The organism is Gammaproteobacteria bacterium (assembly GCA_035546635.1).
Taxonomy (GTDB): Bacteria; Pseudomonadota; Gammaproteobacteria; order JAURND01; family JAURND01; genus DASZWJ01.
This window is the reverse complement of sequence record DASZWJ010000003.1, coordinates 33686-58808: the sequence shown is the minus strand read 5'-3', so window position 1 is coordinate 58808 and position 25123 is coordinate 33686. Positions and strand designations below refer to the sequence as shown.

Annotated in this window: 25 protein-coding genes; 11 read left to right on the top strand and 14 right to left on the bottom strand. The window is 37.8% G+C overall.

Annotation, left to right across the window (positions count from 1 at the left end; all coding sequences use genetic code 11):
- Window positions 1-311: 311 nt before the first annotated feature.
- Window positions 312-641 carry a hypothetical protein gene (locus VHE99_00385; GenBank protein ID HVV67488.1) on the bottom strand — a complete coding sequence of 110 codons (330 nt, stop codon included), beginning with the start codon at window positions 639-641 and terminating at the stop codon, window positions 312-314.
- Between the two features lie 44 nt (window positions 642-685).
- Entirely contained in the window at window positions 686-949 is a 264-nt protein-coding gene (locus VHE99_00380; protein HVV67487.1) for a hypothetical protein, read from the bottom strand.
- A 687-nt stretch (window positions 950-1636) separates the two neighbouring features.
- On the opposite strand from VHE99_00380, the gene VHE99_00375 reads away from it, so the two are divergent.
- Genes VHE99_00375 through VHE99_00365 form a run of 3 tightly spaced genes read left to right on the top strand, consistent with a single transcriptional unit; the run spans window position 1637 to window position 5033 of the window.
- Complete coding sequence (locus VHE99_00375; protein HVV67486.1) at window positions 1637-3139, top strand: hypothetical protein; 1503 nt, start codon at window positions 1637-1639, stop codon at window positions 3137-3139.
- Window positions 3140-3192: 53 nt separating this feature from the next.
- Window positions 3193-3753, top strand: a complete 561-nt coding sequence (locus tag VHE99_00370; protein HVV67485.1) for a winged helix DNA-binding protein — start codon at window positions 3193-3195, stop codon at window positions 3751-3753.
- Between the two features lie 32 nt (window positions 3754-3785).
- Window positions 3786-5033, top strand: coding sequence for a styrene monooxygenase/indole monooxygenase family protein (locus tag VHE99_00365; protein HVV67484.1), 1248 nt, complete (start codon window positions 3786-3788; stop codon window positions 5031-5033).
- A 100-nt stretch (window positions 5034-5133) separates the two neighbouring features.
- Here VHE99_00365 and VHE99_00360 read toward each other — a convergent pair whose 3' ends face one another.
- Window positions 5134-5772 carry an alpha/beta fold hydrolase gene (locus tag VHE99_00360; protein ID HVV67483.1) on the bottom strand — a complete coding sequence of 213 codons (639 nt, stop codon included), beginning with the start codon at window positions 5770-5772 and terminating at the stop codon, window positions 5134-5136.
- Window positions 5773-5954: 182 nt separating this feature from the next.
- Here VHE99_00360 and VHE99_00355 point away from each other — a divergent pair, with 182 nt between their 5' ends.
- Together VHE99_00355 and VHE99_00350 are read left to right on the top strand one after the other, a co-directional pair.
- The gene (locus tag VHE99_00355) at window positions 5955-6176 is read left to right on the top strand and encodes a hypothetical protein (protein ID HVV67482.1); all 222 of its coding nucleotides are present in this window, start codon (window positions 5955-5957) and stop codon (window positions 6174-6176) included.
- Window positions 6177-6572: 396 nt separating this feature from the next.
- Window positions 6573-6758 carry a hypothetical protein gene (locus tag VHE99_00350; GenBank protein ID HVV67481.1) on the top strand — a complete coding sequence of 62 codons (186 nt, stop codon included), beginning with the start codon at window positions 6573-6575 and terminating at the stop codon, window positions 6756-6758.
- A gap of 353 nt (window positions 6759-7111) precedes the next feature.
- Here VHE99_00350 and VHE99_00345 read toward each other — a convergent pair whose 3' ends face one another.
- Window positions 7112-7282 (bottom strand): hypothetical protein, encoded by a 171-nt coding sequence (locus VHE99_00345; protein HVV67480.1) that lies wholly within the window; start codon window positions 7280-7282, stop codon window positions 7112-7114.
- A 600-nt stretch (window positions 7283-7882) separates the two neighbouring features.
- Between VHE99_00345 and VHE99_00340 the strand changes: the two genes are divergently transcribed.
- Together VHE99_00340 and VHE99_00335 are read left to right on the top strand one after the other, a co-directional pair.
- Window positions 7883-8902, top strand: a complete 1020-nt coding sequence (locus VHE99_00340) for a YeiH family protein (protein HVV67479.1) — start codon at window positions 7883-7885, stop codon at window positions 8900-8902.
- A 21-nt stretch (window positions 8903-8923) separates the two neighbouring features.
- Window positions 8924-10414: an aldehyde dehydrogenase gene (locus VHE99_00335; GenBank protein ID HVV67478.1), complete on the top strand. Its 1491-nt coding sequence runs from the start codon at window positions 8924-8926 to the stop codon at window positions 10412-10414.
- Here the strand turns inward: VHE99_00335 and VHE99_00330 are convergent.
- The 4 genes from VHE99_00330 to VHE99_00315 form a co-directional block, all read right to left on the bottom strand.
- Window positions 10409-11356, bottom strand: coding sequence for a DMT family transporter (locus VHE99_00330; GenBank protein ID HVV67477.1), 948 nt, complete (start codon window positions 11354-11356; stop codon window positions 10409-10411). The two genes, VHE99_00335 and VHE99_00330, sit on opposite strands and share 6 nt — an antisense overlap.
- Window positions 11357-11397: 41 nt before the next feature.
- Entirely contained in the window at window positions 11398-12069 is a 672-nt protein-coding gene (locus VHE99_00325) for a thiopurine S-methyltransferase (protein ID HVV67476.1), read from the bottom strand.
- A 48-nt stretch (window positions 12070-12117) separates the two neighbouring features.
- Window positions 12118-12978 (bottom strand): hypothetical protein, encoded by an 861-nt coding sequence (locus tag VHE99_00320; GenBank protein HVV67475.1) that lies wholly within the window; start codon window positions 12976-12978, stop codon window positions 12118-12120.
- A gap of 77 nt (window positions 12979-13055) precedes the next feature.
- On the bottom strand, window positions 13056-13388 hold the full coding sequence (locus VHE99_00315; GenBank protein ID HVV67474.1) for a winged helix-turn-helix transcriptional regulator: 333 nt from the start codon (window positions 13386-13388) through the stop codon (window positions 13056-13058).
- Window positions 13389-13501: 113 nt separating this feature from the next.
- Here VHE99_00315 and VHE99_00310 point away from each other — a divergent pair, with 113 nt between their 5' ends.
- Together VHE99_00310 and VHE99_00305 are read left to right on the top strand one after the other, a co-directional pair.
- Window positions 13502-14992: an MFS transporter gene (locus VHE99_00310; GenBank protein HVV67473.1), complete on the top strand. Its 1491-nt coding sequence runs from the start codon at window positions 13502-13504 to the stop codon at window positions 14990-14992.
- A 162-nt stretch (window positions 14993-15154) separates the two neighbouring features.
- Window positions 15155-16258 carry a hypothetical protein gene (locus VHE99_00305; GenBank protein ID HVV67472.1) on the top strand — a complete coding sequence of 368 codons (1104 nt, stop codon included), beginning with the start codon at window positions 15155-15157 and terminating at the stop codon, window positions 16256-16258.
- Between the two features lie 9 nt (window positions 16259-16267).
- On the opposite strand, the gene VHE99_00300 is transcribed toward VHE99_00305, so the two are convergent.
- Window positions 16268-17149, bottom strand: coding sequence for a LysR family transcriptional regulator (locus tag VHE99_00300; protein ID HVV67471.1), 882 nt, complete (start codon window positions 17147-17149; stop codon window positions 16268-16270).
- A gap of 147 nt (window positions 17150-17296) precedes the next feature.
- Between VHE99_00300 and VHE99_00295 the strand changes: the two genes are divergently transcribed.
- Window positions 17297-18817, top strand: coding sequence for an MFS transporter (locus VHE99_00295; protein ID HVV67470.1), 1521 nt, complete (start codon window positions 17297-17299; stop codon window positions 18815-18817).
- A 158-nt stretch (window positions 18818-18975) separates the two neighbouring features.
- Here the strand turns inward: VHE99_00295 and VHE99_00290 are convergent, their stop codons facing one another.
- Window positions 18976-19134 (bottom strand): hypothetical protein, encoded by a 159-nt coding sequence (locus tag VHE99_00290; protein HVV67469.1) that lies wholly within the window; start codon window positions 19132-19134, stop codon window positions 18976-18978.
- A gap of 601 nt (window positions 19135-19735) precedes the next feature.
- Window positions 19736-20002 (bottom strand): helix-turn-helix transcriptional regulator, encoded by a 267-nt coding sequence (locus tag VHE99_00285; protein ID HVV67468.1) that lies wholly within the window; start codon window positions 20000-20002, stop codon window positions 19736-19738.
- Window positions 20003-20122: 120 nt separating this feature from the next.
- Here VHE99_00285 and umuD point away from each other — a divergent pair, with 120 nt between their 5' ends.
- Complete coding sequence (umuD, locus tag VHE99_00280; GenBank protein ID HVV67467.1) at window positions 20123-20644, top strand: translesion error-prone DNA polymerase V autoproteolytic subunit; 522 nt, start codon at window positions 20123-20125, stop codon at window positions 20642-20644.
- Window positions 20645-21124: 480 nt separating this feature from the next.
- Here umuD and VHE99_00275 read toward each other — a convergent pair whose 3' ends face one another.
- The 3 genes from VHE99_00275 to VHE99_00265 are packed head-to-tail and all read right to left on the bottom strand — an operon-like array spanning window position 21125 to window position 25103.
- The gene (locus tag VHE99_00275) at window positions 21125-22909 is read right to left on the bottom strand and encodes an ABC-F family ATP-binding cassette domain-containing protein (protein ID HVV67466.1); all 1785 of its coding nucleotides are present in this window, start codon (window positions 22907-22909) and stop codon (window positions 21125-21127) included.
- A 23-nt stretch (window positions 22910-22932) separates the two neighbouring features.
- Complete coding sequence (locus VHE99_00270) at window positions 22933-23745, bottom strand: YihY family inner membrane protein (protein ID HVV67465.1); 813 nt, start codon at window positions 23743-23745, stop codon at window positions 22933-22935.
- Entirely contained in the window at window positions 23742-25103 is a 1362-nt protein-coding gene (locus VHE99_00265) for an MATE family efflux transporter (GenBank protein HVV67464.1), read from the bottom strand. The genes VHE99_00270 and VHE99_00265 overlap by 4 nt, the downstream gene beginning before the upstream one ends.
- Between the last annotated feature and the right edge of the window lie 20 nt (window positions 25104-25123).

Below are 25123 nucleotides of genomic sequence, written 5' to 3'. Positions count from 1 at the left end.
TGTCGCCCACAACCTTACCCACACTTCGCCCACAGATAATATTGATAATATTACTATAAAATTTTTACTTATTTGGGTTAGGTGATTTCTGAGTCAACGTTGGAGCCTCCTAAAGTTAGGTAAAATGATGAGGCAACGCGAATTTGAGGAGCTGCAAACTAAAACAACTAAGATAGGAAATGTTTTAAAACTGACATAAGGTTTCAACAATTTTTTCAGGTATTTTACCCTGGTCGCAAACTGATATAAAACATAAAGCCATTCAGAATGAAGTAAGCCGGAATTAAGCACGAGGATGGATGAAAGGGTTATCAACCAATTTTATATTGGGTACTATAACATTTAACAAAGGATTCAATATAATCAATCGCCAATTGAGTAGGGCTATCATTACCTAATTCTTCCAATAACTGAATTGCAAGATAGTTATTATATTGTGATTTTGACATTTTACTTGGTCTTGGAGCATTTTTAACTGCTATTGGATAATATCCTACCAAAGTTTTATGCGGATAAAATATACTTAACTTTTCAATATCATCGGAGATTGATTTCAATTTCCCTTTGGTGGGCAATAATGAGAATAAAGTTTTATACTCACTTTCTAAATAATCAGTGTCTCTTATAATGGCAGCTTGCATAGGTATTCTCCTAACATTATTTTTAGATTCTTAAATTCAGTTTCTTAAGCTGCCGCTTTAAGAATAACTTTATGCAATTGCGCACGATCTTTGGCTTTGATAATAGATTCGACCACATCAATTTCTGTCTGCGAAGGAAATTTATTTCCCATATTTTCCAGAAACCTGATGGCTAAGCAAGTAAAGTAAAGTGATTTGCTCATATCTTCAGGTTTTGACTCATATTCAGCTATCTCATCATAAAACTTTTTAACTAAACCGCTTAAAACTAAGCGATGTGGGTTTTTAGATATTTTTACATTTCTCATAGCTTTACACATCCTAAAAGATTAACACAAGCTTAATTAACTAAGTATTATTCTACATTTTTGCAATATGCTTGTAAAGTACTTTATAATTTACTTTTAAAATACTAGAACAATACTGGAAAAATTCAAACATATGATGCATAAAGCTGACAGAAATCCAACTATAAATAAATATCTTTTAAAATCATATAGTTAATACTATGTGAGGGGTGGATTTTTTGCTTTTAAATAGATTTAACACCCTAATATTCGGCGAATATGGAATGGGGTTTATCAAAATGTTCCTTTTGAAAATCCCCCGTTTCTTAAGCTAATCTTGATATTATTGCCATATATTTTATTGTAATTTACTTGTAAAGTCTTATTTAACTTATTAATAAATTCAAAGATAACCTTATCAGTTTGGCAAGAAAATGATAAAATAGTTTAAATATCCATTGGAAATCCTTGTAAAATATATAGTAAGTTCAAGCTAATTTTTGCTAGAAATCCCACAGAGCTCTTATCTGTAGGTAAAATTTCTGTTCGCTAAGATTCGGGCATACCCATATTTTACATTTAAGCAATGGCTCAGGAGAGACAAAAGGTTCGAGGCATAGAAATCTTTGGTGAACATGCCAGACAGAGTTAAAAAAATAATGTGAGAAGGTTGCGCAGCTATTATCTACAAACCGGAGAAGAAAGATCGTGCGTGAAATACTAGATAAAATTGATGACATGAAACGTGAGGCTCATAAACATCCCCTATTTTCTTTTATTGAATCGGATATGATTCCTGAGAACAGAAAATTACATTTTATACCGAGCATGGCTTATTTTATTATGTCTTTTAGAGATTTAAATAAATGGATTTTTCCCTTTGAAGAACCAAAAAACTTATTTGAAAAAATCATTAATAGAGCTGCTTTAGAAGATCAAACACATTCCCGTCTTTTTCTGGAAGATTGGAGAAAATTACGCTTAGACGATCATCTTGCATGGAAAGCTAGCGACATGATTTATTGGCTTTTTCTTAGCCCAGAAATGGAGTGTTTTCGCCAATATGGAATCGATTTTATGAAACTATGTGTCGATGATGGCGACAACGCTGATGTACGCTTTGCTCACTGTGAAGTAACAGAAACATACGGCAATGTATTCTTTTCCCGAATTGCTCCTATCGCAGAGATCATTGCCAAAAATAATAATATGACATTAAGGTATTTTGGCAAATTTCACTTAGCCCTAGAAAATGGTCATGTTGTTGAATCCGAAGGAGTATTCGAAAACAAACAACTGACTGATGATGAAAGACAACTGGCAAACACTTTATGCAAGAAAACTGGGGCTATTTTTGATGGAATGCGCGATGCTTGGCTTAATTACGCAAAGAAGTATGTCGCCTCTAACACTGCACCTATCACCCCGGATTTCGATAGACAGCATGACTTTTCTCCTAGATCTTCCCGCATAAATACATGTTCCATATCTCAAGAAATTATTCAACAAGCAGTTACTGAACACCTACAAAAAACAAAAAATCATGAATTTTTCAAATGGCTGCATAAAAGTGATATCGATAGTCTTCAAAAAATACAAAGTTTTATTCCTTTATGGATTTTCTCAATTATGGAATATAGAGATTTAAACAAGTATGTTTTTAACTATCAGTCACCCAATAATAATGAAGAAATTCTGCTTAATAAGTATGTCTCTATATCATCACAAAGTAGTGCATTATTTCTAGAAGATTGGAAATCCTTAAATCTTGATGACGTCTTAAGATGGACGGCTAGCGATACCCTTGAGTTTATTTTTCTTCACCCCGCTATGGATTTTCATAGAAAAACACACATTGCCTTTTGTCTGGAAGGGTTAAGGCATACAAATCCGAATATCCGTTTTTGGTTTATGAATATTATTGAATTGGCTAACGATCTATTTTCAGATGGACTAAGTAGCGTAGTGAGGAAAGCAGAACAAGAAAATTCAGTTATCTTGGACTATCTTGCCGGAAGGCATTATTTTAAAAACACTGAAAATGAGAAAACCTGCATTGAGCAGTATTTTTACAATAAAAACTTGAATGATGCTCAAATACCAGTGATTCTGAAGTTTATTGAATCATTTTTTAATGCCCTTAATGAAAGTCTTAATCTGTTTTTATATTTTGGACGAGATAATCTCTTTGCAATTCGATATAATCTTTAAGGGAACTAATATATTCGAAGAATATATTTCATAATTATTATTTTGGAGGTTTTATGGAAGTTACTGCCGGCAGATCATGGCATTTAGCACAAGATGAGTCAGAAACAGAAGTCACCAATTTTGAATTACAATTATGGCGAGTTTTTTATGGTTTTGTGCGCTGGCAAGAAGAGTGCGAAAAAAGTACCAATGACACAAATCTGACTGGACATGAATTAGCAGTACTACATGTAGTGCGAATGAAAGACAAACCCAAAACCATCTCTGATATAGGGCGAATATTGAATAGAAATGATATGTTTAATATCAATTATAGTCTGCGCAAGCTAATGCAAAAAGGTTTAGTAAAAAAAAGCAGATCAGGCAAAGGCGTCAAAGCATTTTTTTATGAGATCACAGCAAAAGGTATAGAGGACACTGATGCATGGTCTAAGATGCGCCGCGATGTATTAATCAGCGCTTTTATGAAAGACAAAACTATACCATTGAAAGAAATGGCAAATAACTTAATGAAGATAAAATCAATCTATGATGAAGCAGATAGCATAGTAGCGTATACCAGTCTAGAAAAAACAGATGAAAACGAAATACCTAAAAAAATTAAGAAAAAATAGTTAAAAAACTTCTAATCAAAAGTGAGATACCCGTGGAAAGAAAGATAGCCATTATAGGAGCCGGACAGTCTGGCTTACAACTCGCCATCGGATTGGCAAAAAATAACTTTTCTGTGTCTTTATTTTCAAATAAAACTGCGGAACAGATATTGCAAGGCAATATTCTATCGAGTCAATGCATGTTTGGTTCTGCTTTGGCTTTTGAGAAAGCCCTGCAACTGAACTTCTGGGATACGCTAGCACCAAAGAATCAAGCCTTTACTTTCTCAAAAATCGACGCAAAGACTTCAGAAAGAATGATTTATTGGCAAGGCGTAACCGATCAACCCCATCAGTCTGTAGACCAACGCCTAAAATTTTCCCAATGGATGAACTATTTTGAAGAAATTGGCGGTAATCTTTACATTCAAGAGCTGGGCTTAGACAACATAAATCAGATTGCAGCAGAACATGAACTCACTATTATCGCCAGTGGCAAAGGCAGTATCAGCCAGCTTTTTTCTAAAGATAGTTCCCGATGTCACTTTGATGAACCACAAAGGGTTTTATGTTGCCTTTATATGCATAAGACCAAACCAGCTGAAGGACTACCTGGGGTCAGGGCAAATCTAATCCCAGGCATAGGTGAATGCTTCGCCTTCCCCGGCCTGACTATGACTGGACCCTGCGAGATGGTTTTATTTGAGGGAGTCCCAGGAGGAGCATTTGATTGTTGGAAAAAAACACAAAGTGTTACAGAAAAGTTGGAGGTTGCTAAAAAGCTGCTTAAAAAGTTTATCCCATGGGAATATGAGCGCTACATCCATGCAGAACCCACAGATGAACAGGCTAGCTTAACAGGTGAATATACTCCCATAATCAGACAGCCGTTTTTTAAATTGGCTGATGGAAAATATGTATTGGGCATGGGTGATACCCTGGTATTAAATGATCCCATTGCCGGTCAAGGCGCAAACAATGCCAGCAAGGCTGCTCATGTCTATATGGAAAATATCATTAAACGTGGTCACTTACCTTTTGATAACATCTGGATGCACAAAACTTTTGAAGATTATTGGGAAAGATATGGTAGATGGTCTACGCAATGGAGCACAATGTTACTTTTGCCGCCACCACCTCACGTTGTTTCATTGCTCAATGCTGCAAGCCAATCACAAACTGTTGCTAATTTATTAGCTAATAGTTTTGATAATCCAGCCACTTTATTTCCTTGGATTACAGACAATAATTGTACATCATCAAAAATTAAATCTATACTCGAATTGGGGCTCAGCTCCTAAACGACGGTGGATATTAACAGAAAGGCGAGTAGCAGATATTTTATTTTTTCCATCCACTTAACTCGATAAAATTCAGCTCTCCAACGATTACCAATAATCCCTATTCGATCAAATAAAATTTCCCTTGTTGTAAAAAATTTAGAATTGCTGTTCTTGCTTTAGGATGATTCATGATAAAGGTATGTGCCGAATTAACCATAAGAAAATCGCTTTGCTGAACCAGGTGAGTTACCGCTGGTGGTGCTTTGATATCAAATCTGCCGGCTATCGTGCCTATTTTTATTTGATCGGGTACGGGGACTTGATGGACATAGGCATCAGGATTGCAACTTAGTTCAGCTAGCGGTTTTATCCAAAGAGACAGAAAAGGCGCAATAGCTAAAGCTAATTTTGCAAATAAAGATCCTTTATTGGGCGGAGCTAGCATGATTAAAGAATTGCATCGGTCTAGATTTTGTTGAGAGAGTTGGCTTAAGGCTTTTCTGGCTATAATTCCGCCTAAGCTGTGCGTGATGAAATTTAAATTTTTATTGGGATGGGTTAATAATAAATTTGCAATATAGTTGTTTAAATGTGCTCCATGTTCCTCAATTGTAAATTGAGTGGACGGATAATTATAGTTATAAGTTTCATAGCCATTTTTATTTAAATATTTTTCTAAAAAGCGCATGCTTCGATGCGTGCGCATTAGACCATGCATTAATATAATTATTTCATTTTTTGGCTCATGATAAGGCATGAAAGTTATATCCCATTATTAATGAAAAAATGTCTCTACAAGCTACCAATATTTACTAAATAAAAATCCGCAATTTTCTTACATATATTTAAATTGGGCTATGGTTTAATGATTCGGATTAATTTTATTAATCAGTTTTTATTTATGCAATGGAATGCATATAACAATCAAGGAGATACCCAATGTCCAATCATTATTTTGATTTTGATTCAGAAAAAGTTATCAGCCTACGCTTACAGGATTATGACCAATATCCTGACACCAGTGCCGGTAAAGTTAGAACCTCCTCCAACAGAAGTCGCTATCGCACAGCAACTGGAAGCGACGATTACACTCGAAGCAATAACTCCAGAAAAAATAAACTAAATAATCCTGAAAGAGCTGCAAAGACCCGTAGCAGATAAAAAATTCTGAAATAACTATTGAGAGAAAACACAGTGGGCTGAAATATTGCCCTTTTTTCTCTCTAGTTATTTCTATATTTTTCATTCGCTTACAGCTCTTTCTTGTGAAATCAAATTAACTTTATGTGTCGTATGAATCAGATGTGTAATGTATTTTTGATTTCATTTTTTATGAGTTTCAACTCCTCATAAATCTTTTTTGTAACGACCCATTTGTAGTCCTCGACATGGAAGGAAGACCTAGGAGAAACCCGCCCCCATGCTACAGACAACAAAGCGTCCAGTTACTTTTTTTTAATAATTCCATTGCAATTTTTGTAAATACTGTGTTATTATAAAATCTGATAATCAGGATGATTATCCTTCAAAACTTTCAAATATTTAAGGAGAAATATTATGAGTTACCAAAATTATGGCAATAACCAAAACCAAAATCCTCAACAAAGAAACGAAAAAGACGCTAACGTTAATCAAAAACAGTCTCAGTTTGACCCTAAAAAATCAAGCAACAAATCCGGCAACAACCAAGGCAACTCCAACTCCCGTAATCAAAAGGACAATGGAAGAGCTAACCGAGGTTAAGATATAACGGTTAATTTTACATTACCCTGAGTTTGTATGAGACTTAAACTTTTCTTGTACAAATTCAGGGTTTTTTTTGCAAATTGTGAACTGATTCTCTTGTTTACATTTTTTTTGGATTGTAACAGATAATGAGTAACAACTGCGATGCTGTTACATAATTGTTGTCATTCCCGCGCTGGCGGGAATCTATTTCTTTTCTGACACAGAACTAAAATCAGGATAGATTCCCGCCTACGCGGAAATGACAGTATTTTTGTAGGAGTGAGAAATTACTAAGAACGGATATCGCAAAGTAGATTAGGTTTTATCAGCTCCCTAACCTACCTTGCCTATCTGAGTGCACACTAAAATTACCTATTCCTAAAATTTTTCATGTGCACATAACTATCCATATTTTCTAGCCATAACTGCGCTAGCCAATGTCCACCTTGTGCTGCTTCATGAAAATATGACATCGCATCTGGATAGTTTTTTTGTTGTAAACAGGTATATCCCAAAGTATATAGTTGATTAATGTTCATTAGTTAAATCCTTTTGACAAATAAACAATTTTTAAAAGAGCCTCATCTTAATCAGATGGATATGGCCACTATTCACAAACATAAGTTAAACTGACAACAATACCATACAGGATGCTCTATAGCCTATAATCACTTGTAAAGTGTTAGCCTGAATGGTGTATTGCTTATCAGAATGGTTGTAAATGGTATTTGCGTGAGAAAAATGCAAGAATCGAATTTTAAAAAAATATTTCCAAGAATCCGAACTTCACTATTTGGATAGACTGAGGTAACTTAGTAACACCGCTGTTATATAGCTTTTCTAAGACAAATCTCATGCCGCAACTATTTAAATTATTTTCATCCTTGGCCCCCCATCCCTGGAGAGCAAATCTGTATTAACAGATTTTCCTTAAAACCATGTTACCTGATTATTAAAGCATATCAGTCGATAATAAAATGTAAGCTATTGGCCTGATTTTAAAATTTTTATATCCTAATGGAGTATCAACAAGATGTTTATAAATATTATTTAAAATAATCGCGTCATACGCGCAAAAAAGATATTTTTATAATCTCGAATCACAGCTTCCCACACTGCTATAACTCATGAGGTTTAAGATGGTTTTTTCAAAACAGGATCGAGCGAATACATTAAGTGGTTTATTGTTTGTTGCTTTGTTTGCTTTGTCGAGTTTATATCTGGCAGAAATATCCTTTATAGCCAATGCCGGAATTAGTTCGCTGGTATTGGCGATCGTCCTTGGCATTATTTATAGTAATACCCTGCGTCACCGGCTACCCGATGAGTGGGTGCCTGGTGTACATTTTTCTGCAAAGCAATTATTGCGCTTAGCTATTATCCTGTATGGTTTCCGAGTGAGTTTTCAACAAATCGCTTCAATTGGTATTGAAGGGATAGTTATCGATATTTTTGTCGTTGTGTCTACTTTGTTACTGGGCTACGTGGTGGGAGTGAAGCTGTTTAAATTAGATCGTCATCTAGCACTTTTAATCAGCGCAGGTTCTGCTATTTGCGGTGCTGCTGCGGTGTTAGCTGTAGAAGATGTCTTAAAAAGTGATGCGTATAAGGCAGCGGTTGCAGTAGGAACTGTGGTGTTATTTGGCACAACGGCTATGTTTGTGTATCCCTTATTACAACATGCTGGATGGCTGAACTTTACACCTATTCAGTATGGCATATTCGCAGGTGCCAGTGTGCATGAAGTAGCCCAAGCGCTGGTAGCAGGCACTAATGTTAGCATTGAATCAGGCAATGTGGCGGTTGTTGTTAAAATGTGCCGTGTATTGTTATTAGTTCCAGTTTTACTTTTTCTTTCATTCAATGAAAATCGCATCAATGCCGGCACTTCCCAAAAAAGTACGAAATTAACTATTCCCTGGTTCGCAATCCTTTTTATCGTTATGATTGGCTTTAACTCTTTGCAGTTATTGCCTGCGCATATGGTAACGTTAATCAATCAATTTGATGTTTTTTTACTGACGATGGCCATGGCTGCAATAGGCATGGAAACTAATTTAAATAAGATTAAAAAGGTAGGATTAAAACCGCTTTATTTGGCTGTTTTATTGTTTGCTTGGTTAACGCTGACAGTTTATTTAGCTGTGAGGTTTTTTTAACAAATCATGAGGAATCCATTCATGGAAATTACTTACGCCGATGTCAAAACGAAAGCTAAAAATTTGCGCTTTAAGAATCAGGCCTTTATTAATGGTCATTATGTTGCTTCGGCCTCGGGCAACACCTTTGACTGTATTAATCCGGCTACCGGACAGGTACTCACCCACGTTGCTGCCTGTGACCGTGAGGATGTGGATAAAGCCGTGTTAGCAGCGCGCCATGCTTTTGATAAAGGGGTTTGGTCACAAACAGCACCGGAAAAACGCAAACAAATATTACTGGCTTTTGCAGATAGCATAGAAAAGCATCAATTGGAATTAGCTTTACTTGAAACTTTAGATATGGGCAAACCCATCAGCGATAGCTTAAATGATGTGACTTATGCCGTGAAATCATTACGCTGGAATGCAGAAATCATTGATAAAATTTACGACCAAATTGCACCGACTGATCCTAACGTCCTCGCGTTGATTACGCGTGAACCCATAGGCGTCGTTGGTGCAGTCACCCCTTGGAATTTTCCATTATATTTAGCCTGCGCTAAAATCGGCCCCGCCTTAGTAACGGGTAATTCTGTCATTATTAAACCCGCTGAACAATCTCCGCTCACTACGATTTTCATTGCAGAGTTGGCAGCAAACGCCGGAGTACCTGAAGGGGTGCTTAATGTGATTCCAGGTTTTGGAGAAACTGCAGGTCAGGCGATGGGTTTGCACGCCGGCATTGATGCCATCAGCTTCACGGGTTCCACCGAAGTCGGTAAATTATTTTTAAAATACAGTGCTGATTCGAATATGAAGCGTGTTTCATTGGAATGCGGCGGCAAGTCACCCAATATTGTATTGACGGATTGTGAAAATTTAGATCAAGTCGCAAAACAATCCGCAGCGGGTGCTTTTTTTAATCAAGGCGAAGTCTGTTGCGCCCCCACACGTTTATTGGTAGCGGATTCTATTCGTGATGAATTAGTGACTAAATTAGTTAATTTCAGCAAAGAATTTCAGCCTGGAGATCCGCTAGATCCTAAAACCGTTATGGGCGCCATTGTCGATCAAACCCAATTGCAGCGCGTATTAAAATATATTCAGACCGGAAAGACTGAAGGTGCGACATTAGTGACAGGCGGCAATCAAGTCAGGCAGGATACGGGTGGTTGTTTTGTTGAACCGACTATTTTTTCTAAGGTGCACAATGCGATGACTATTGCACGAGAAGAAATTTTTGGACCGGTGTTATCAGTACTATCTTTTAAAGATGAAGCTGAAGCTATCAAGATCGCGAATGATACGCATTATGGTTTGGCGGCTTCTCTTTGGACTAATGATATTAATAAGGCGCACAGAATAGCTAAAGCGTTACGCGCTGGCGTAGTTTCTGTGAACTGTATTAATTCAGGGGATGTCACGACACCCTTTGGTGGCTATAAACAGTCGGGGATTGGTCGTGAGTCTTCGTTTTATGGATTGGAGCATTATTTGGAAATTAAGACTACGTGGATACAATTATCATAGGTTGTGATTTTTCTTGTGATTCCACTGCATTCGAAAGGGTAAGGCATAAGCAAGAATGGACATAATTATCATTATTACCCCGATAAATTGTATAATGTCAATTTTCTCTCCTAATGTTAACCAAGCAATAGCAATGGTTGCAATTGGCATGAATGCGGTGGAAAGTGCTGCCATAACTGCATCTACTTTTGCAGAGCCGATATACCAGAAAACATAAAATAATCCTGAAGCAATACCCACTACAATTAAAATCAGCCAATCGAAAACCGGTAAATTTAACAGTTTCCAGTTGAGATAGTAGCCTAAAATAGGCAAAAGAATCACTGCGTTAATCAGGTTGATGACTGAAGACATCAAGAATATTGGCAAGCGACTGGGATGAAGTTTAGTTAAAATATAGTAGCTAGCTTCTGGAAGCAATGAGAGAAAAACTAGCAAATTTCCTAACATGGAATAATTTGCAGTATGACCTGAGATATGTGCTGCATTGATGACTACAAGACCTACAGTTGCAAATCCCACGCACACCATCTTTTTTATGGTAAATCGATCTTTAAGCACAATGCAGGACATAATAACAATAATAGCAGGTAAAGCGCTGGTGATAACTCCTGCGATGTTAGCGTCGGTATATTGCAAACCCATTACCATTAAAACGTTGAAGAAAACACCTGCAGTTAAGGCTTGGGCGATGAGAAAACACCAATCTTTTTTACTAAGTTGTTTTAAATAAACTAAGGCATTTTGTTTGCCATCAGGCGTCAGCCAGTGTAATGGTAATAATAACACTGCAGCTACCAAAAAACGTACGGCTAATAAAAATAACACCGGCATTGAGGTAATTAAATATTTGGAGCCGACAATGTTGATACCTACCATCATGGGCGCGAGTATCAAAAATAGATAGGCAATGGACATGTTAGAGTTTTTTTTCTGGCGCATAGAGTGCCCCTTACAAGAAGGTACCTAACACACCGCCTTTTTTAAAGGGTGTGAGTAGTTTGCTTTTTGAAACTATATATCACCTTGTACATTTCATTATATCCCTTGTCGCGTAAATGCTGACTGAGTTCTTCGCTGGGTTTGTAAATACGCTCTTGTTCCTTGATTTTAAAATGCGTTCCATATAATTGTGTTATTTCAAGATATGATACTGAATAAGGTGGACCCTCTACTCTATCCGAAGAATCATAGACTATTAACAGCATCTGACTATCCTGCGTCATCAATTTTGTTAGCTGTAGTGCATAGCGCAAGCGCAAAGTCTCAGGTAAAGCAACCAATGCTGCTCTATCATAAACTGCAGTTATTGCAGGCAACATATTTTCCGGCAAAGTAAAAAAATCACCACAAAATAATTCAATCTGGTTATTATAATAGCGCGTAAAACCACAAATCTCTTGTTTATTAAATGCTAGATCGTTTTCAATAAAAAAAGATTCACAGGCCAGTTGACTCAATTCTACACCAATCACCTGCAACCCTTGCTCTGCAAGGTACAACAAATCTTGAGACTTACCACATAATGGCACGAGGACAGGAGCACCGGGTAATATACCTAATCTTGGCCAATATTTTTCCAGTAAAGAATTGACGCTATTCAGGTGGAAAGGGAGATGATTTTGTTCCCAATGTTCAAGCCAATTGTAGTTCATGTAAATTCCTCTTTATTTATAATTTTTTTATACTGATCGACTCTGAAACTAGAGCACTTCTTCATGGTCTCTATTTATATCATTAGTTAGAATATTTTTTTCTGAAGCCATACTTTCATTTTCAAGCAAATTAATCGCCCATTTAAACGGTGCCGAATCAACATAGGGTTTCCCAGTAAAAGGACTATCCAGAGAAAAAACTAGATAGAAACATAATCCTACAATTAAAGACAGCATCGATAATAATAATGTCCACATTTCAGGTTCTTTAATAACAAACAAACCATGAAATCCAAATAATACAAATGCACCAAAAATGAGTAATGGCCACAATGCCTTGGCGCTATTTCCCTTAGCTATCAGAATACGTGTGCGCCGCGCATCTAACCAATTATTCAGTAAACTTAAGATTTGTCCATAGATGACTATATCCACGTTGCTCACCGGCTTCATAGACAATACGTGATGAATGATCGAAGTAGAGGCGCTGCGACTGATTTCTTGTGGGATGGCTAGCCCACTGCCCATCCGTCCTAGTAACTGCCATTCTTGTTCAACGACCAGTTTTAAATAGGACAACACGGCATGACGGATGTTCTGTGATTTTTCCAAAGCCGAATATTCGATCATGTGTACTAAGTCAGAAATGGTATTGGCTTCAGTTTGTACAGAAAGTATAGCCTTGCTGAAGTTTTGCCAAACCCCTGATACTGCAAATGCGAGTAATACCGCATAGAGGGTGCCTAATACCTGATAAACTGCTGTAATCACATCTATGTTCTTAATTAATATTGGTATTTCAAAAATGCGATTGATGAAAGCTGCTATAAAAAAAGCCATTACCACGGTCATACCGAGTATGGAGATTAACTGCATACTTGCGGATAAAGAGAGTAAAAATTTTCGCATGATTACATCCTTGTTTTCAATGTTAAAATGTTAAGCAATCGCTCACCGCGTCGGGGGTAGTGGCTAGTGATTCTACCTCATTTTTCAGGGCTCGAACATTTCATTATGTAGCATGCTCCCCATCTTTTTAATTCTATCAGTACAGGCTTTAAGGTCATGCCAATATCTGTGAGCGAGTACTCCACTCTGGGAGGCACTTCGGCATAAACTTTACGCTGGATAATTCGATCTTCTTCCAGTTCACGTAGCTGATTGGTCAGCATGCGCTGGGTGACCTTGGGAATCAAGCGCCGTAATTCACCAAAGCGTTTAGTTCCTTCATAAAGGCTGTATAAAATCAGTATCTTCCACTTACCGGTGAGGATTTTTAAGGTTGCATTGATATTTTGATCTTCAGGCATGACGGACATCTTTAACTCCAATAGTATACAAAGGATCACTATAGCACATTTTAATGCGTACTTGATTAAAAATTATACTATATTTAAAATTGTTCTCAACAATCACGCGGAAGTTTTTTAATATGCTAAATACTTATCCTCACAAATGGCCGGCCTTTATCGGGATCGCTTTGCTTTCTTTTGGTTGCTATCTAGACTATACCGTCGTCAATGTTGCACTACCCACAATACAAAAAGAATTACAGACTGATCTTTCACAACTGCAATGGGTGATGAACATTTATTTTTTGGCGCTTTGTGTATTAGCGGCGATCATGGGGCGGTGTGGTGATTTATATGGGCGACGACGGGTGTTTTATCTGGGTGTGGTTATATTTGCGCTATCTTCGCTATTGGCTGGCTTTGCACCCAACATTCACTGGCTTATTTTAGGACGTCTGTTACAGGGAGCCGGTGCGGCTATTGTGTTTCCTTTAGGACCTTCATTACTCCCTGAAGCTTTCCCACCGAATCAACGTGATAAAGCCATAGGCTGGCTCGGCAGTTTAGGCGGGATAGCATTGGCTTTAGGTCCTGTCATCGGCGGCTTAATTGTAACTTATTGGGGCTGGCGCTGGATATTTTTTATTAATATTCCCATTATTATCCTTGGGTTTTTGTTTGCGAAATCTTCAATAAAAGAATCCAGAGCCGCAAGCAAACAAGCTTTAGATTATAAGGGCATGCTGCTTTTAGCCATCATGATGGGAGGAGTCGTGCTGGGTTTGCTGCACAGCGCGTCGGCTGGATGGATTAATACAATAACCTGGTTGTATCTGGTCATTGGCGTTTTAGCGGGTGTGGTCTTAGTTAAAGTAGAGCAGCGTATCGAAAATCCATTAATTGATTTTAGTGATTTTAAAAATTTAATTTTTTATTCGGGTGCGGTGTTATCTATCTTGCCCGGAATGTTAAGTGCCTCGGCTTTATTTTTTGATCCCTTATATCTACAAATTATCCGCGGGGAAACCGTACAAACCTCAGGGATAGTTTTATTTGCCATTCCTATTGCTGTATTAGTTATTGCATTGTTTGTAGGCTGGCTAATCGAAAAACTAGGTATTATCAATACCATCGTATTAGGGCTAGCATTAGGCGCAGCCGCCTGTTTGTTGCAAGCTTTTTTTTCTGAGGCCATTCCTTTATGGTATATCATTATCGCGTTCTTGTGCTTAGGGAGTCTCTGGGCGATGGGCAATACCGTGCCTCTGATCGCAGCACAAGGTGTGGTGAATCCTGAGCGTAAAAGCGTCGCTACAGGCACTATGATTACTATGTTTAATGTTGGCGGATCGCTAGGATTAGCTTTGGCAGTAATGATTTATCATTTAAGCGCTATGCACAGACTCACACAACAAGCACATAATTTCAGCTACACTGAGATGGCAAAATTACAACAATGGGTTATTAATCCAGGGCATTTATTGCAGGAAACTCAGCATGAACTGCATCAGGTTTTTAATGCGGTATTTATCCACGGTTTTACCATGGTAATGCTCTTTTTGTTTGCTCTGTCCTTAGTATTGATTCTTAGTATCCTCGGTTGGCGGTTCGTGCTAGGCAAAAAAACGTGATAAATCATGCGTTATTGTTTGACAAATACTGGGTATCATAGGATTATTATTGTAAAAAAATACTTATACCTGATAAAGTTATAAATAAAACTCTAAATTGCCTGGTTAAAAAAAGCGCAACATCGTTTTTTTAGAAAAATAATAAACAATCAAGGCTCAATTATGTTTCAGCGTGTTCCTTTTTCCAAGTTACCCGAAGATGAATCTCCGCTACCGCCACTATTTCCACAATTATTCACACCTCCTAACAATACCATCAGCCTGTCTCGTGAGTCGACAGAACCTAAAGGCTATCATGCATTAGCAACCCTATTTTGCCTTTCCAACGGCACACTCAAATCGGACCTCAGCAGTGCAATTGTTGCAGTTTCAGGGACGCGATTGACATCATTAGCACTGAGAAATAAATCTGCTCAACGACGCTTGTTAAATCTTTTAGGCGAAGTTTTCAGTAAAGAAATTGACCGAAACATTTCATTAAGTAAAGTGCGACTTATCTTAACGAATGCAACAGGTTTTGATTTCGATAAATTGTCGAAAGTTATAAATGACACCATTGAAACCAACTCATCGTTGAAGCACAAAAATAAACATAATTTTTTGCGCAATGCCGTAGTTTTGCTCGGCATTATTAGGTTATATTCAGAAACTTGGCCGCAATTTCAACTCTATTATGGGATAGAATTTTCAAAGCTCTGCTTGCATTTAAGAAGACATTACAACTCCGAGAATTCACCTCAAGAATTACAAAATCAATCTAGAAAAAGGAAGAAAGCCCCGCCCGCCCAAAATGACAAAAAAGCTAGACAATCTGTTGGGACACCAACTCCGAACACCCAGCCATTTTCTAATGATAAAGATACCTTGGCTAGAGAAAATTTCAATCAAAAATTATTAGTTATGTCTGCAGAAATGATCAAAAATCTCCCCTGTTCTTCTACTTCTCATTTATCAGCCATGACAAGTCTGTTCTATCCTATCCCATTACCACCTACACATTTAGATTGCTCACTAAATCTATATCCAATTTCATTTGTATCTCCGCAAAATCTAACTCCACTTTCATCATCAACATCATCACATAGTTCTATGCTACACAAAATTTCAGATATACATCCGCAAACTTATGCTTATTCTACAAGCCAAAGTTTTTTTTATGAAAATAAGCATAAAACCGCCTTAACAAATACCAAAGCTAAAGCCCTTGAGCAAAACTCCCAAGAAACATTAATTTTATCCAATGATTCCACACTATCGGTCGGATGATAGATATGTTTAGGTTTGTAGATATTTTTTCAATAAATCAATAAATAATTGCAATTTTAGTGGTTTAAACTCTCTCTCTGGATAAAAAGCATAAAGCGGGCTGCGGGGCAAATGGTGATCGGGCAGACAATGAACTAATTTTTTTTTGGCAATAGTTGATTTGACCATAAATTCCGGTAGTACTGCCATACAACAGCCAGACATGACCATTTGCATTATGAAATCCAGATTATTACTTTGGATACAACCATCAACGGTCACATTAATTTTTTCTTTTTTATACATAAATTGGTATTGCTTTATCGAAGTCTGATTACTAAACACGGCAAAGTTATGCTGAGGTAGTTGTGTAGGATGTTTAATTAGCCCATGTTTTTTTAAATAGGCGGGGCTGGCGCAAAGGATGTTAGAAAGCTTGGTAAGTTCCTGCACAATCAAATTTGAGTCTTCAAGCACTGTTGTTCTTAACGCAATATCAAATCCTTGTTGAATCACATCGACGATTTGGCTTTCCAATACGACATTTAATTTGACCTCAGGATAAAGCTTTGTATATTCAATTAAGGGTGTAGTTAATAAATGCAGCACTAAGGCGGGAGGCGCTGAAATCTTCATCGTGCCCATAGGTTGCTGGCGTAAATTGGCCATTGCATCGTAGCCTTGCTGTGCCAATTCAAAGAGTTTTTTGCAATGTTGAAAAAAAACTTCGCCCGCCTCTGTGAGCGACACCTGACGCGTACTACGATTTAGCAATCGGGTTTTCAGATCTGTCTCTAGATGGGTGATTTGTTTACTGACAAAGGATTTGGATACACCTAATTTTTCGGCAGTCTGCGAAAAGTTTTTATATTGGACTACATGGTAAAAAATTAGCATTTCATTTACCAGCATGAGGTATTCCTTCAAAACTTAGATATCAAAATCTAATTATAGTCCTTTTTAGTTTCCCAATGGAAACAATGTTTATCCAATTAAAGCATTATCAGACACAATTTTACATGTTAATATGGCAAAAATAATTAGAAGTGAGAAATTCCTATGCAAATTCAAGAACATAATAGCAAGCGCTGGTGGGCATTGGCTGGAATGAGCCTGTCGAGCTTCCTTGGCTGCATCGATTTTACTATCGTCAATACTGGATTGCCTAATATTCAAGCGGATTTAAGCGCAACTGTCACACAATTGCAGTGGATTATTAACATCTTTCTTGTGGCGCTTGCAGCGCTCATGGTTATCATGGGGCGCCTCTCCGATCTTTACGGCCGGCGTCGCGCCTTGTATATAGGTATGCTGGTATTTGGTTTAGCCTCTTTAGGAGCAGGTTTGTCTCCCAATATTCATTGGTTAATTTTTTTCCGCTTTGCTCAGGCTATAGGGGTTGCGATTTTATATACCGTGCCTGTCGCCATTATTTCCAGCATGTTTCCAATAAACGAACGCGCTAAAGCAACGGGTATTTTATTTGGCGTTAACGGATTTGGTCTGGCCATAGGGCCTGTGGTGGGTGGTTTTATCATCAGCGCCTTGAGCTGGCGTTGGATATTTTTTGTTAATCTTCCCATTGTTATTATCAGCTTTCTGATGTGCGTGCGCACAGTCATCGAATCAAAAAGTTCTGAGCATGGTGATTCCATTGATTGGCTAGGTTTTATATTGCTTGCGATCTCCTTTCCACTATTGATTTTAACTACGGTACAAGCTTCGTCCTGGGGCTGGAATTCACCTCTGGTGTATATTTTGTATGCCGTGGCTTTGGCGTGCTTGGTATTATTCTATTTTGTGGAAAAACACAGCAAATCGCCGATTATTAAATTGAATCTATTGGCGAATCGGATTTTTATTGTCGGCGCAACCGCTAACATGTTGCTGGCATTTTTTTATACTGTTGCGTTTTTTATCTTGCCGCTGTACTTACATAGTATCATGGGGCAAAGCAGTGATTTGATCGGTTTAACCTTATTACCAGCTACGCTTTTAGTGGCTTTGCTATCTCCTGTCGTTGGACATACGGTGGAGAAATATGGGGTAAAAATCAATTTAATGTTTGGTTTTGTATTATTTGCTTTATCGGCTTATCTACAAACACGCTTTAGCAGTGATACGCACTTAACTTTTATTATTACCGCTTTAATATTTTTAGGAATAGGTTGGGCGTTTATTCTAAGCCCCAGTTTTATTGCCGCCCTAATGAATCTACCAGAGAGTGTAGCTGGAGTTGGCATGGGCGCTATGGGCACGCTACATAATTTCGGCGGAGCCCTGGGTCTAGCCTTAGGTACACTGTTATATCACCACCAGGCCAAAGTAGTGCTACTGGAACAAAGTGTCAAACAAAATTTTCCGACGGGAAGCTGGATGGAACAGGCGATTTCTAAACCGGAGGATGCAGTCCAAACCATTGTCCAAGCTACGCACCTGGATACAAACAGCGCCACACGTTTGTTCATGGACTTTTTTACTCATAGTTTTAGCAGCTTGATGTGGCTGTTGGTGGGTATTTCAGTAGCCGGATTTCTTGTGATATTGCTTGGTCTAAAGCGTCCTAACAAGAAGATTTAAGAATAATATTTGTTGCAATTTAAAGATATTAAATGAAAAATTTTGGGATCAACTTGGATTTGTACAGCTGGCTAAACTAGCAGTAAAAAATACCTTAAGACTACAGCCACGATTCGTGCTGTGCAAAAGAAAATCCTGTCAATTCCATCAAACCAAACTTAGTGCACATCCGAATTGAGATGGCTATCTGGTTTGTTACTATTGGAGCAGTTTTTTTGAGAATGTTGATCATACAAAGCTTTTGCTGCAATGAAATTATCTACTTCAAGATAGCAAAGCACTTGTTGTTTGATGGTTTGAGGTAAGTCAGCGAACATAAATATATCCCAGCTTTAAGTTTTTTAACGTTGTTTGTTTGAGAGTCCTAATCTTTTAATCCTTGGCTCTCCATCCATGGAGAGTGAATCTGTAAACAGATTTTCCGCACCCAAGTTACTTGAGATATTACACCACATTCTTGAAGACAAAAATGTAGTCCATTGGCTGAAAATGCGATATTGCTTTAATTTTTTTTGGCTTGACTTTGCTAGTAAAAAATTGGAGTAAAACTTTTTTACAGAAAAAACGTATTATATCTGAATTTATCATGATATTTTAATAATTTATTGTTTTTGGGGTAAATTTATAAAAATTTCGCTGAACTGCTATGGAATTAAAAACATCCAATTGAGAATATTAGAACGGTGAAGCAAACTCTCAGAATTTTTGGCTAAAAAAGTCCAAAAGTTTTTAAATATTTGATATTTTTTATTATGCGGCAAACTAAAGCTCACCTCAATAAAACTTTGCCAATTTAACTATTCAGCTCATGTCGGAAATAGCATTGAACGGTCAGATTTTTCCAAGGTCATCTTCTAAAAATTTTTTAGGGATAGCCTTGGAAAAATCTGACCGTTTTTTCAATCCTGTGGCAAATGGTTACGCCAACTTTTGAATTCCCCCTATCATTAACCAGTGTAATGAAACTTTTAACAATCTGCAGTACAAAATAGCATGCGAAGCTTTGATAGACTGACTGCCGCTTTCATGGCGATAATAGTCATTCATCAAAATTCCATATGTTTCACAGAAACCCTCGGCAGAGCTGTAACCAGCATTTTCCCGAGCTCTTCTAAGACGGCCCGCAATCTCCTTTCTAAGCTGTATTTGACCTAGCATAATAATATTTTCCCTAATAAATTCCATTATTTCCTATCCACCTGGATTTTTGCGACAGGATAGGTAAACTGTCCCTTTTATTATTCTTTTTGAATTATGCACAATATTCAAATAAATTGCTACTATCATTAAAAATCAGGTGATGCTATGGGGCGAGGTGGGGCTCGTATTGGCGCGGGAAGACCCAAAGGGTACGGGCGCTATCAAGAAAAGACAAAACCAATACGTATTCCTGAAAGTATGATTTACTCTGTTTCTCAATTCATAGAACAAAGAGGTTATAAATTGCCACTTTATAGTTCTAAGGTGGCAGCAGGCTTTCCATCGCCCGCTGATGATGATATGGAAGCACGAATTGATCTAAATGAATTACTCATAAAACATCCAGAGCATACCTTCTTGGTTAGGGTGGCGGGTGAATCTATGATTAACATTGGCATTCATGACAAAGATATATTGATCGTGGATCGTCGCATTGAGGTGATACATAACAAGATTGTAGTTGCCGCGATAGATGGCATGTTAACTGTGAAGCGTCTGATAAAAACTGAAAAAGGTAAAATTTATCTCATGCCGGAAAATGAAAACTTTCCCCCTCTTGAGGTTTCAGAAAAAAATAATGTACATATTTGGGGGGTAGTCACCACGGTCATTCATGCTGTTCTCTGAAGCATCTGTGCAACAGATGACACATTTTTCCTTCTCCCGTCTGTGACCGAAGGGAATCCCCTTGCGGGATGGGAGAAGGTGCCCGAAGGGCGGATGAGGAGTAAGCTTGCAGTAACTATAGCCACTAAAAGCTGACCCAAACTCACCCCTCATCCGCCTCTCCCATCCCGCAAGGGGATTCCCTTCGGTCACAGACGGGAGAAGGAAAAAAGCCATAGCTATATGAGAAGCTTTTCATTAAGCCTATGGACTACATCTTTTTAATTTCAGCTGTGTTTTAGTATACTTGCTCAATAGGAACCCAAGCTCTTGGTCTATATGGAATGGAAGAATTTAAATTCTTTCTTTAGGATGAAGAACCAAGAATGCGGGTATTTCGAGCATCCTTTTCAGCTTTCTTTAAAATCCAGATTAAAATATCTGAATTTTTGTGCAAAACTTAATAACACAAACGAGTCCGATTTTTCCAAGGCCAAATAGTTACAATCGCTCTAATTCTTCCCAACGTTCATAAAGTTGATTAACTTTATTCTTGACTATTTGTATTTCCAAACATAATTCTGTCAGCCGCGTTGGGTTACTTTGAATATCCGGTTTCTCCAACTGCAGTTCTAATGCCGCAATTTCAGCCTCAGCTTTATCAATTTTAGCTGGAATGCGACTAAGTTCACGTTGTTCATCATAGCTCAGTTTCTTTACCGCCTTATTTTTGAGTGCGGGCTTAGATTGAGTAGTTTCAGATGTCTCCACTGCTTTTTCCGTTGCAGTTTGCCATTGGCTAAAGTCTGCAAAAAATTCTGTACTACCATCACCAGCCAAATATAATAATCTGTCACTCAGCCTGTCCAATAAAAAACGATCATGGGTAATCAATACCAAAGCTCCAGGAAAATCCTTTAAACTGTCCTCTAATACTTCTAAAGTCTCAATATCTAGATCATTGGTAGGTTCGTCCAAAAATAAAATATCTGCAGGCTTAAGCATTAAATTGGCTATCAACACACGCGCCTTTTCTCCTCCAGATAAATTTTTTACTGGTTGATGGAGTTGTTCTTGAGCAAACAAAAAGCGCTTTGCCCATGCGGCCACATGCATATAATTTCCTTTGTATAACACATAATCTCCGCCAGGGGATAAGGCTTGCATCAACGTCAGGTTTTGATCCAATTGCTCGCGTTTTTGATCAAAAGTGACCATGCGCAAGTTATCAGCACGTTTGATAGTGCCTGAATCAGGCGATATCTCGCCGGTTAGTAAATTAATTAAACTGGTTTTACCACTGCCATTTTTTCCTAGCAATCCTAAACAGCTTCCAGGTGAAAGTTTGAAACTCAAATGCTTGAATAAAGTTTTACTATTACGCACCAAAGATAGATCATTCACTTCCAACAAAATTTTTGTTTGCCTTTCTGTTGCAGAAAAATTGATTGCTGCTGTTTGCTTTTGCAAGTTGAGCGCACTGATTTTACTATGTTCCTCGTGTAATTCGACAGCCCGATCGATGCGATATTGTGCCTTAGTTGTCCTGGCTTTAGGCATTCTTCGCAACCATTCTTCTTCGCGACGCAGTTTATTGGCTAAGGATTGTTCTTTTTGAATTTGTGCAGCAATAAAATCATCACGATGTTGTAGAAATTTGCTGTAATTGCCACTGGCTTTGAAATAACCTTCAGGATAAATTCTATTAAGCTCCATAATCGTGTTGACGGTATTTTCTAAAAAAACACGATCATGTGTTACCACGACAAAAGTAAACTGCGTTTTGTTCAGCAGTCGCTCCAACCATAAAATACCTTCCAAATCGAGGTGGTTAGTCGGTTCATCTAGTAATAATAAATCTGGTTTTTGCAGTAACGCTTGCACAATGGCAAGACGTTTGCGCCAACCACCTGATAAGGTTGAAATTTCACGACTTAAATCGCTAAACAAATTTTCTCCTGTCACCTCCCAGATACGCTGTGGATATTCACCTTCGACTACTTGATGACCTAGCGCTTCGGCTAGTACCGATTTAACAGTCTGTCGACTATCAAAATGATCTTGCTGTCCGAGATAAACCACATGTGTTTGGGTATTTCGATCCACTTTGCCATCATCGGGAGCTTCTAAACCTGCTAATATTTTCAATAGTGTCGATTTACCAGAACCGTTAGGTCCGATGAGGCCAAGTCGTTCTTGTGCAAAAATTCCCAAAGAAATGTGGGTAAACAAACATTTTGACCCATAAGATTTTTGCAGATTATAAGAATTAATAAATATTGACATCACAATAGATTCTTAAAAAAAGTTTATAAGTTATTTAATCGCCATTTATATCTTTCATAAACAAATAACGCGCCATATAGAATAATCAACCAATAGATATATAGCCAAATCAAGAAAATCGGCACAATCGCGATAGCACCATAAATCACACTATAATTTGAAAAGTGTTCTATGTAGAATCCAAATGCACCTTTAGCGCATCCAAATAGCACCGCCGTTAAAAAGCCACCGGCAAAACCATCACGCCACAAAATCCTATGCTTTGGTACAATAATATAAAAGATACCAAAAACTACCGTGTCAATTGTTAAGGACACAATAAACAGCTGTGGGATTTTTATTCCTAGTCGATTGGTTATCTCTAAAAACCAATTTGCTGAGAACAGGTACGAGCTTAAAAATACGCTTATACCAATAATAAACGGTGTTACGGTTATCACTAGCCAACGCAATACAAAAGCAATCAGCTTTTTTTTATGCCGCTCCGTCTCCCAGATATCATTCATCACACCATCAATGGTAATAACTAACAAAATCACAAAAACGGCTAAAAACATAATACTGGTCAAAGGCAAATTCACAGCCTGCATAATAAAATTATGCAAATAATTTTGAATAGCACCACTTGAAGCTGGCAGGAAATTTTCTGCGAGATAAGCTCCAGTTAGGTCACGGATTTTATTAAAAATCGGAAATAAGGTAAGCAAAAATAATGCCACTGATAACAGTGGTACCAAAGTTAATAGAGTACTATAAGCTAACGCCGATGCCCGAAAAGCATAATCTTCTTTTATTAACCGCTTGGCGGCTAATATAAAAAATGTGAGTAATTTCATTGCAAATTCCCTTTTTCCTTTCGTCGTAAACGCTGTAAAAAACGCCATATTAAAAGACATGCCGCACTGATAATAGCTAAAGTCAACGCATACCAAACCCCTATCGCGCCCAAATGCGTATGAAATGCTAAATAATAACCACCACCAATCCCTATCACTAAATAGCAAGCAATACTATACAGCATAGGTATCAGTGTATCCTTGAAACCTCTTAAGATGCCGTTAGTAACTGCTTGCACTGCATCGAAACATTGAAATAAAGCAGCTATCAATAAAAAAGTTGTAGCCGCATTAATTATCTGCTGATAATTCGCTTCATTGATTTTAAGAAACAACTTTGCCAATACTTCAGGTACAAATAAAAATGGCATAACCGTCAGCATAGAAGCTAATAATCCCAGCATCAAGCCGAGCCAAGCAATACGCCGGGCTTTATTAAAATCACCTGCTCCTAAAGCATGTCCTACTTGTAAAGAAGTCGTAATGGCAAATGCCATCGGTACATTAAAAGCAATGGTTATACACTGCATGGCAATTTGAAATGCCGCCAGCGCCACTACACCAAAATAGCCTACTAGTATTACCGCCATCAGGAACATCAGATTATCCAATACTGAAATAATACCCGTCGGAACGCCAACTGACAGAATCTCAGTAATCATCTTCGATTCCAATACCCATTTTTTTCTAATCAAATGCGGCTTTAAATGCGGATGTTTCTTGCTGTAAACCCACAAGCATAAAAACATAAACCACATGACTAGTGCACTTGCATAACCAATTCCTGCAACGCCTAATGCCGGCAAACCTAACTTACCGTAGATTAATACATAATTTGCCACGAAAGTCAGTGGTATTGAGATCAAAGTAACAAACATAACCACACGCATCAATGAAAATGCGCTGATGAATTCTCGGTAGACGAAAAACAATAAAAAGCCAGGCACTCCCCATATCAATCCATACAGGAGTGCCTTCGCATTAGCGACAATAATTACCTGTTGACCCAATAATGTTAAAATATAAGGGGCCGCCCAAATCAATAACATACACGGCAATGAGAGCATGAGTGCCACATATACACTTTGTTGCAAACATGATTTGACATCATCAGTCTGTTCAGCACCACGCGCCCTGGCGATAAAAACGCCAGTCGCACTTAAAACTCCGCGACAAAACATCACCGATGTCATAAAAATACCTGTACCCAAGGCGGCTGCAGCTAATGCTTCAGGACCTATCCATCCCATCATAATGGTATCAATCAGCTGCATCCCTTTTTGAGCGAGAAAAGAAGCAAGCAACGGAATAGTCAGGGCTATTGTTATTCTTATTTCTTGGAATTTGAAAAGCTGCATGAACTTTATCACCTAAATTT

What these genes read in the sequence shown, in the direction of transcription:
- VHE99_00275 (HVV67466.1), bottom strand. Translation starts at nt 22,909, where the DNA reads ATGTCAATATTTATTAATTCTTATAATCTGCAAAAATCTTATGGGTCA.
- VHE99_00370 (HVV67485.1), top strand. Translation starts at nt 3,193, where the DNA reads ATGGAAGTTACTGCCGGCAGATCATGGCATTTAGCACAAGATGAGTCA.
- VHE99_00385 (HVV67488.1), bottom strand. Translation starts at nt 641, where the DNA reads ATGCAAGCTGCCATTATAAGAGACACTGATTATTTAGAAAGTGAGTAT.
- VHE99_00285 (HVV67468.1), bottom strand. Translation starts at nt 20,002, where the DNA reads ATGGAATTTATTAGGGAAAATATTATTATGCTAGGTCAAATACAGCTT.
- VHE99_00290 (HVV67469.1), bottom strand. Translation starts at nt 19,134, where the DNA reads ATGTTCGCTGACTTACCTCAAACCATCAAACAACAAGTGCTTTGCTAT.
- VHE99_00355 (HVV67482.1), top strand. Translation starts at nt 5,955, where the DNA reads ATGTCCAATCATTATTTTGATTTTGATTCAGAAAAAGTTATCAGCCTA.
- VHE99_00330 (HVV67477.1), bottom strand. Translation starts at nt 11,356, where the DNA reads ATGCGCCAGAAAAAAAACTCTAACATGTCCATTGCCTATCTATTTTTG.
- VHE99_00350 (HVV67481.1), top strand. Translation starts at nt 6,573, where the DNA reads ATGAGTTACCAAAATTATGGCAATAACCAAAACCAAAATCCTCAACAA.
- VHE99_00380 (HVV67487.1), bottom strand. Translation starts at nt 949, where the DNA reads ATGAGAAATGTAAAAATATCTAAAAACCCACATCGCTTAGTTTTAAGC.
- VHE99_00360 (HVV67483.1), bottom strand. Translation starts at nt 5,772, where the DNA reads ATGCCTTATCATGAGCCAAAAAATGAAATAATTATATTAATGCATGGT.
- VHE99_00335 (HVV67478.1), top strand. Translation starts at nt 8,924, where the DNA reads ATGGAAATTACTTACGCCGATGTCAAAACGAAAGCTAAAAATTTGCGC.
- VHE99_00320 (HVV67475.1), bottom strand. Translation starts at nt 12,978, where the DNA reads ATGCGAAAATTTTTACTCTCTTTATCCGCAAGTATGCAGTTAATCTCC.
- VHE99_00265 (HVV67464.1), bottom strand. Translation starts at nt 25,103, where the DNA reads ATGCAGCTTTTCAAATTCCAAGAAATAAGAATAACAATAGCCCTGACT.
- VHE99_00310 (HVV67473.1), top strand. Translation starts at nt 13,502, where the DNA reads ATGCTAAATACTTATCCTCACAAATGGCCGGCCTTTATCGGGATCGCT.
- VHE99_00305 (HVV67472.1), top strand. Translation starts at nt 15,155, where the DNA reads ATGTTTCAGCGTGTTCCTTTTTCCAAGTTACCCGAAGATGAATCTCCG.
- VHE99_00325 (HVV67476.1), bottom strand. Translation starts at nt 12,069, where the DNA reads ATGAACTACAATTGGCTTGAACATTGGGAACAAAATCATCTCCCTTTC.
- VHE99_00270 (HVV67465.1), bottom strand. Translation starts at nt 23,745, where the DNA reads ATGAAATTACTCACATTTTTTATATTAGCCGCCAAGCGGTTAATAAAA.
- VHE99_00315 (HVV67474.1), bottom strand. Translation starts at nt 13,388, where the DNA reads ATGTCCGTCATGCCTGAAGATCAAAATATCAATGCAACCTTAAAAATC.
- VHE99_00340 (HVV67479.1), top strand. Translation starts at nt 7,883, where the DNA reads ATGGTTTTTTCAAAACAGGATCGAGCGAATACATTAAGTGGTTTATTG.
- umuD (HVV67467.1), top strand. Translation starts at nt 20,123, where the DNA reads ATGGGGCGAGGTGGGGCTCGTATTGGCGCGGGAAGACCCAAAGGGTAC.
- VHE99_00295 (HVV67470.1), top strand. Translation starts at nt 17,297, where the DNA reads ATGCAAATTCAAGAACATAATAGCAAGCGCTGGTGGGCATTGGCTGGA.
- VHE99_00300 (HVV67471.1), bottom strand. Translation starts at nt 17,149, where the DNA reads ATGCTGGTAAATGAAATGCTAATTTTTTACCATGTAGTCCAATATAAA.
- VHE99_00345 (HVV67480.1), bottom strand. Translation starts at nt 7,282, where the DNA reads ATGAACATTAATCAACTATATACTTTGGGATATACCTGTTTACAACAA.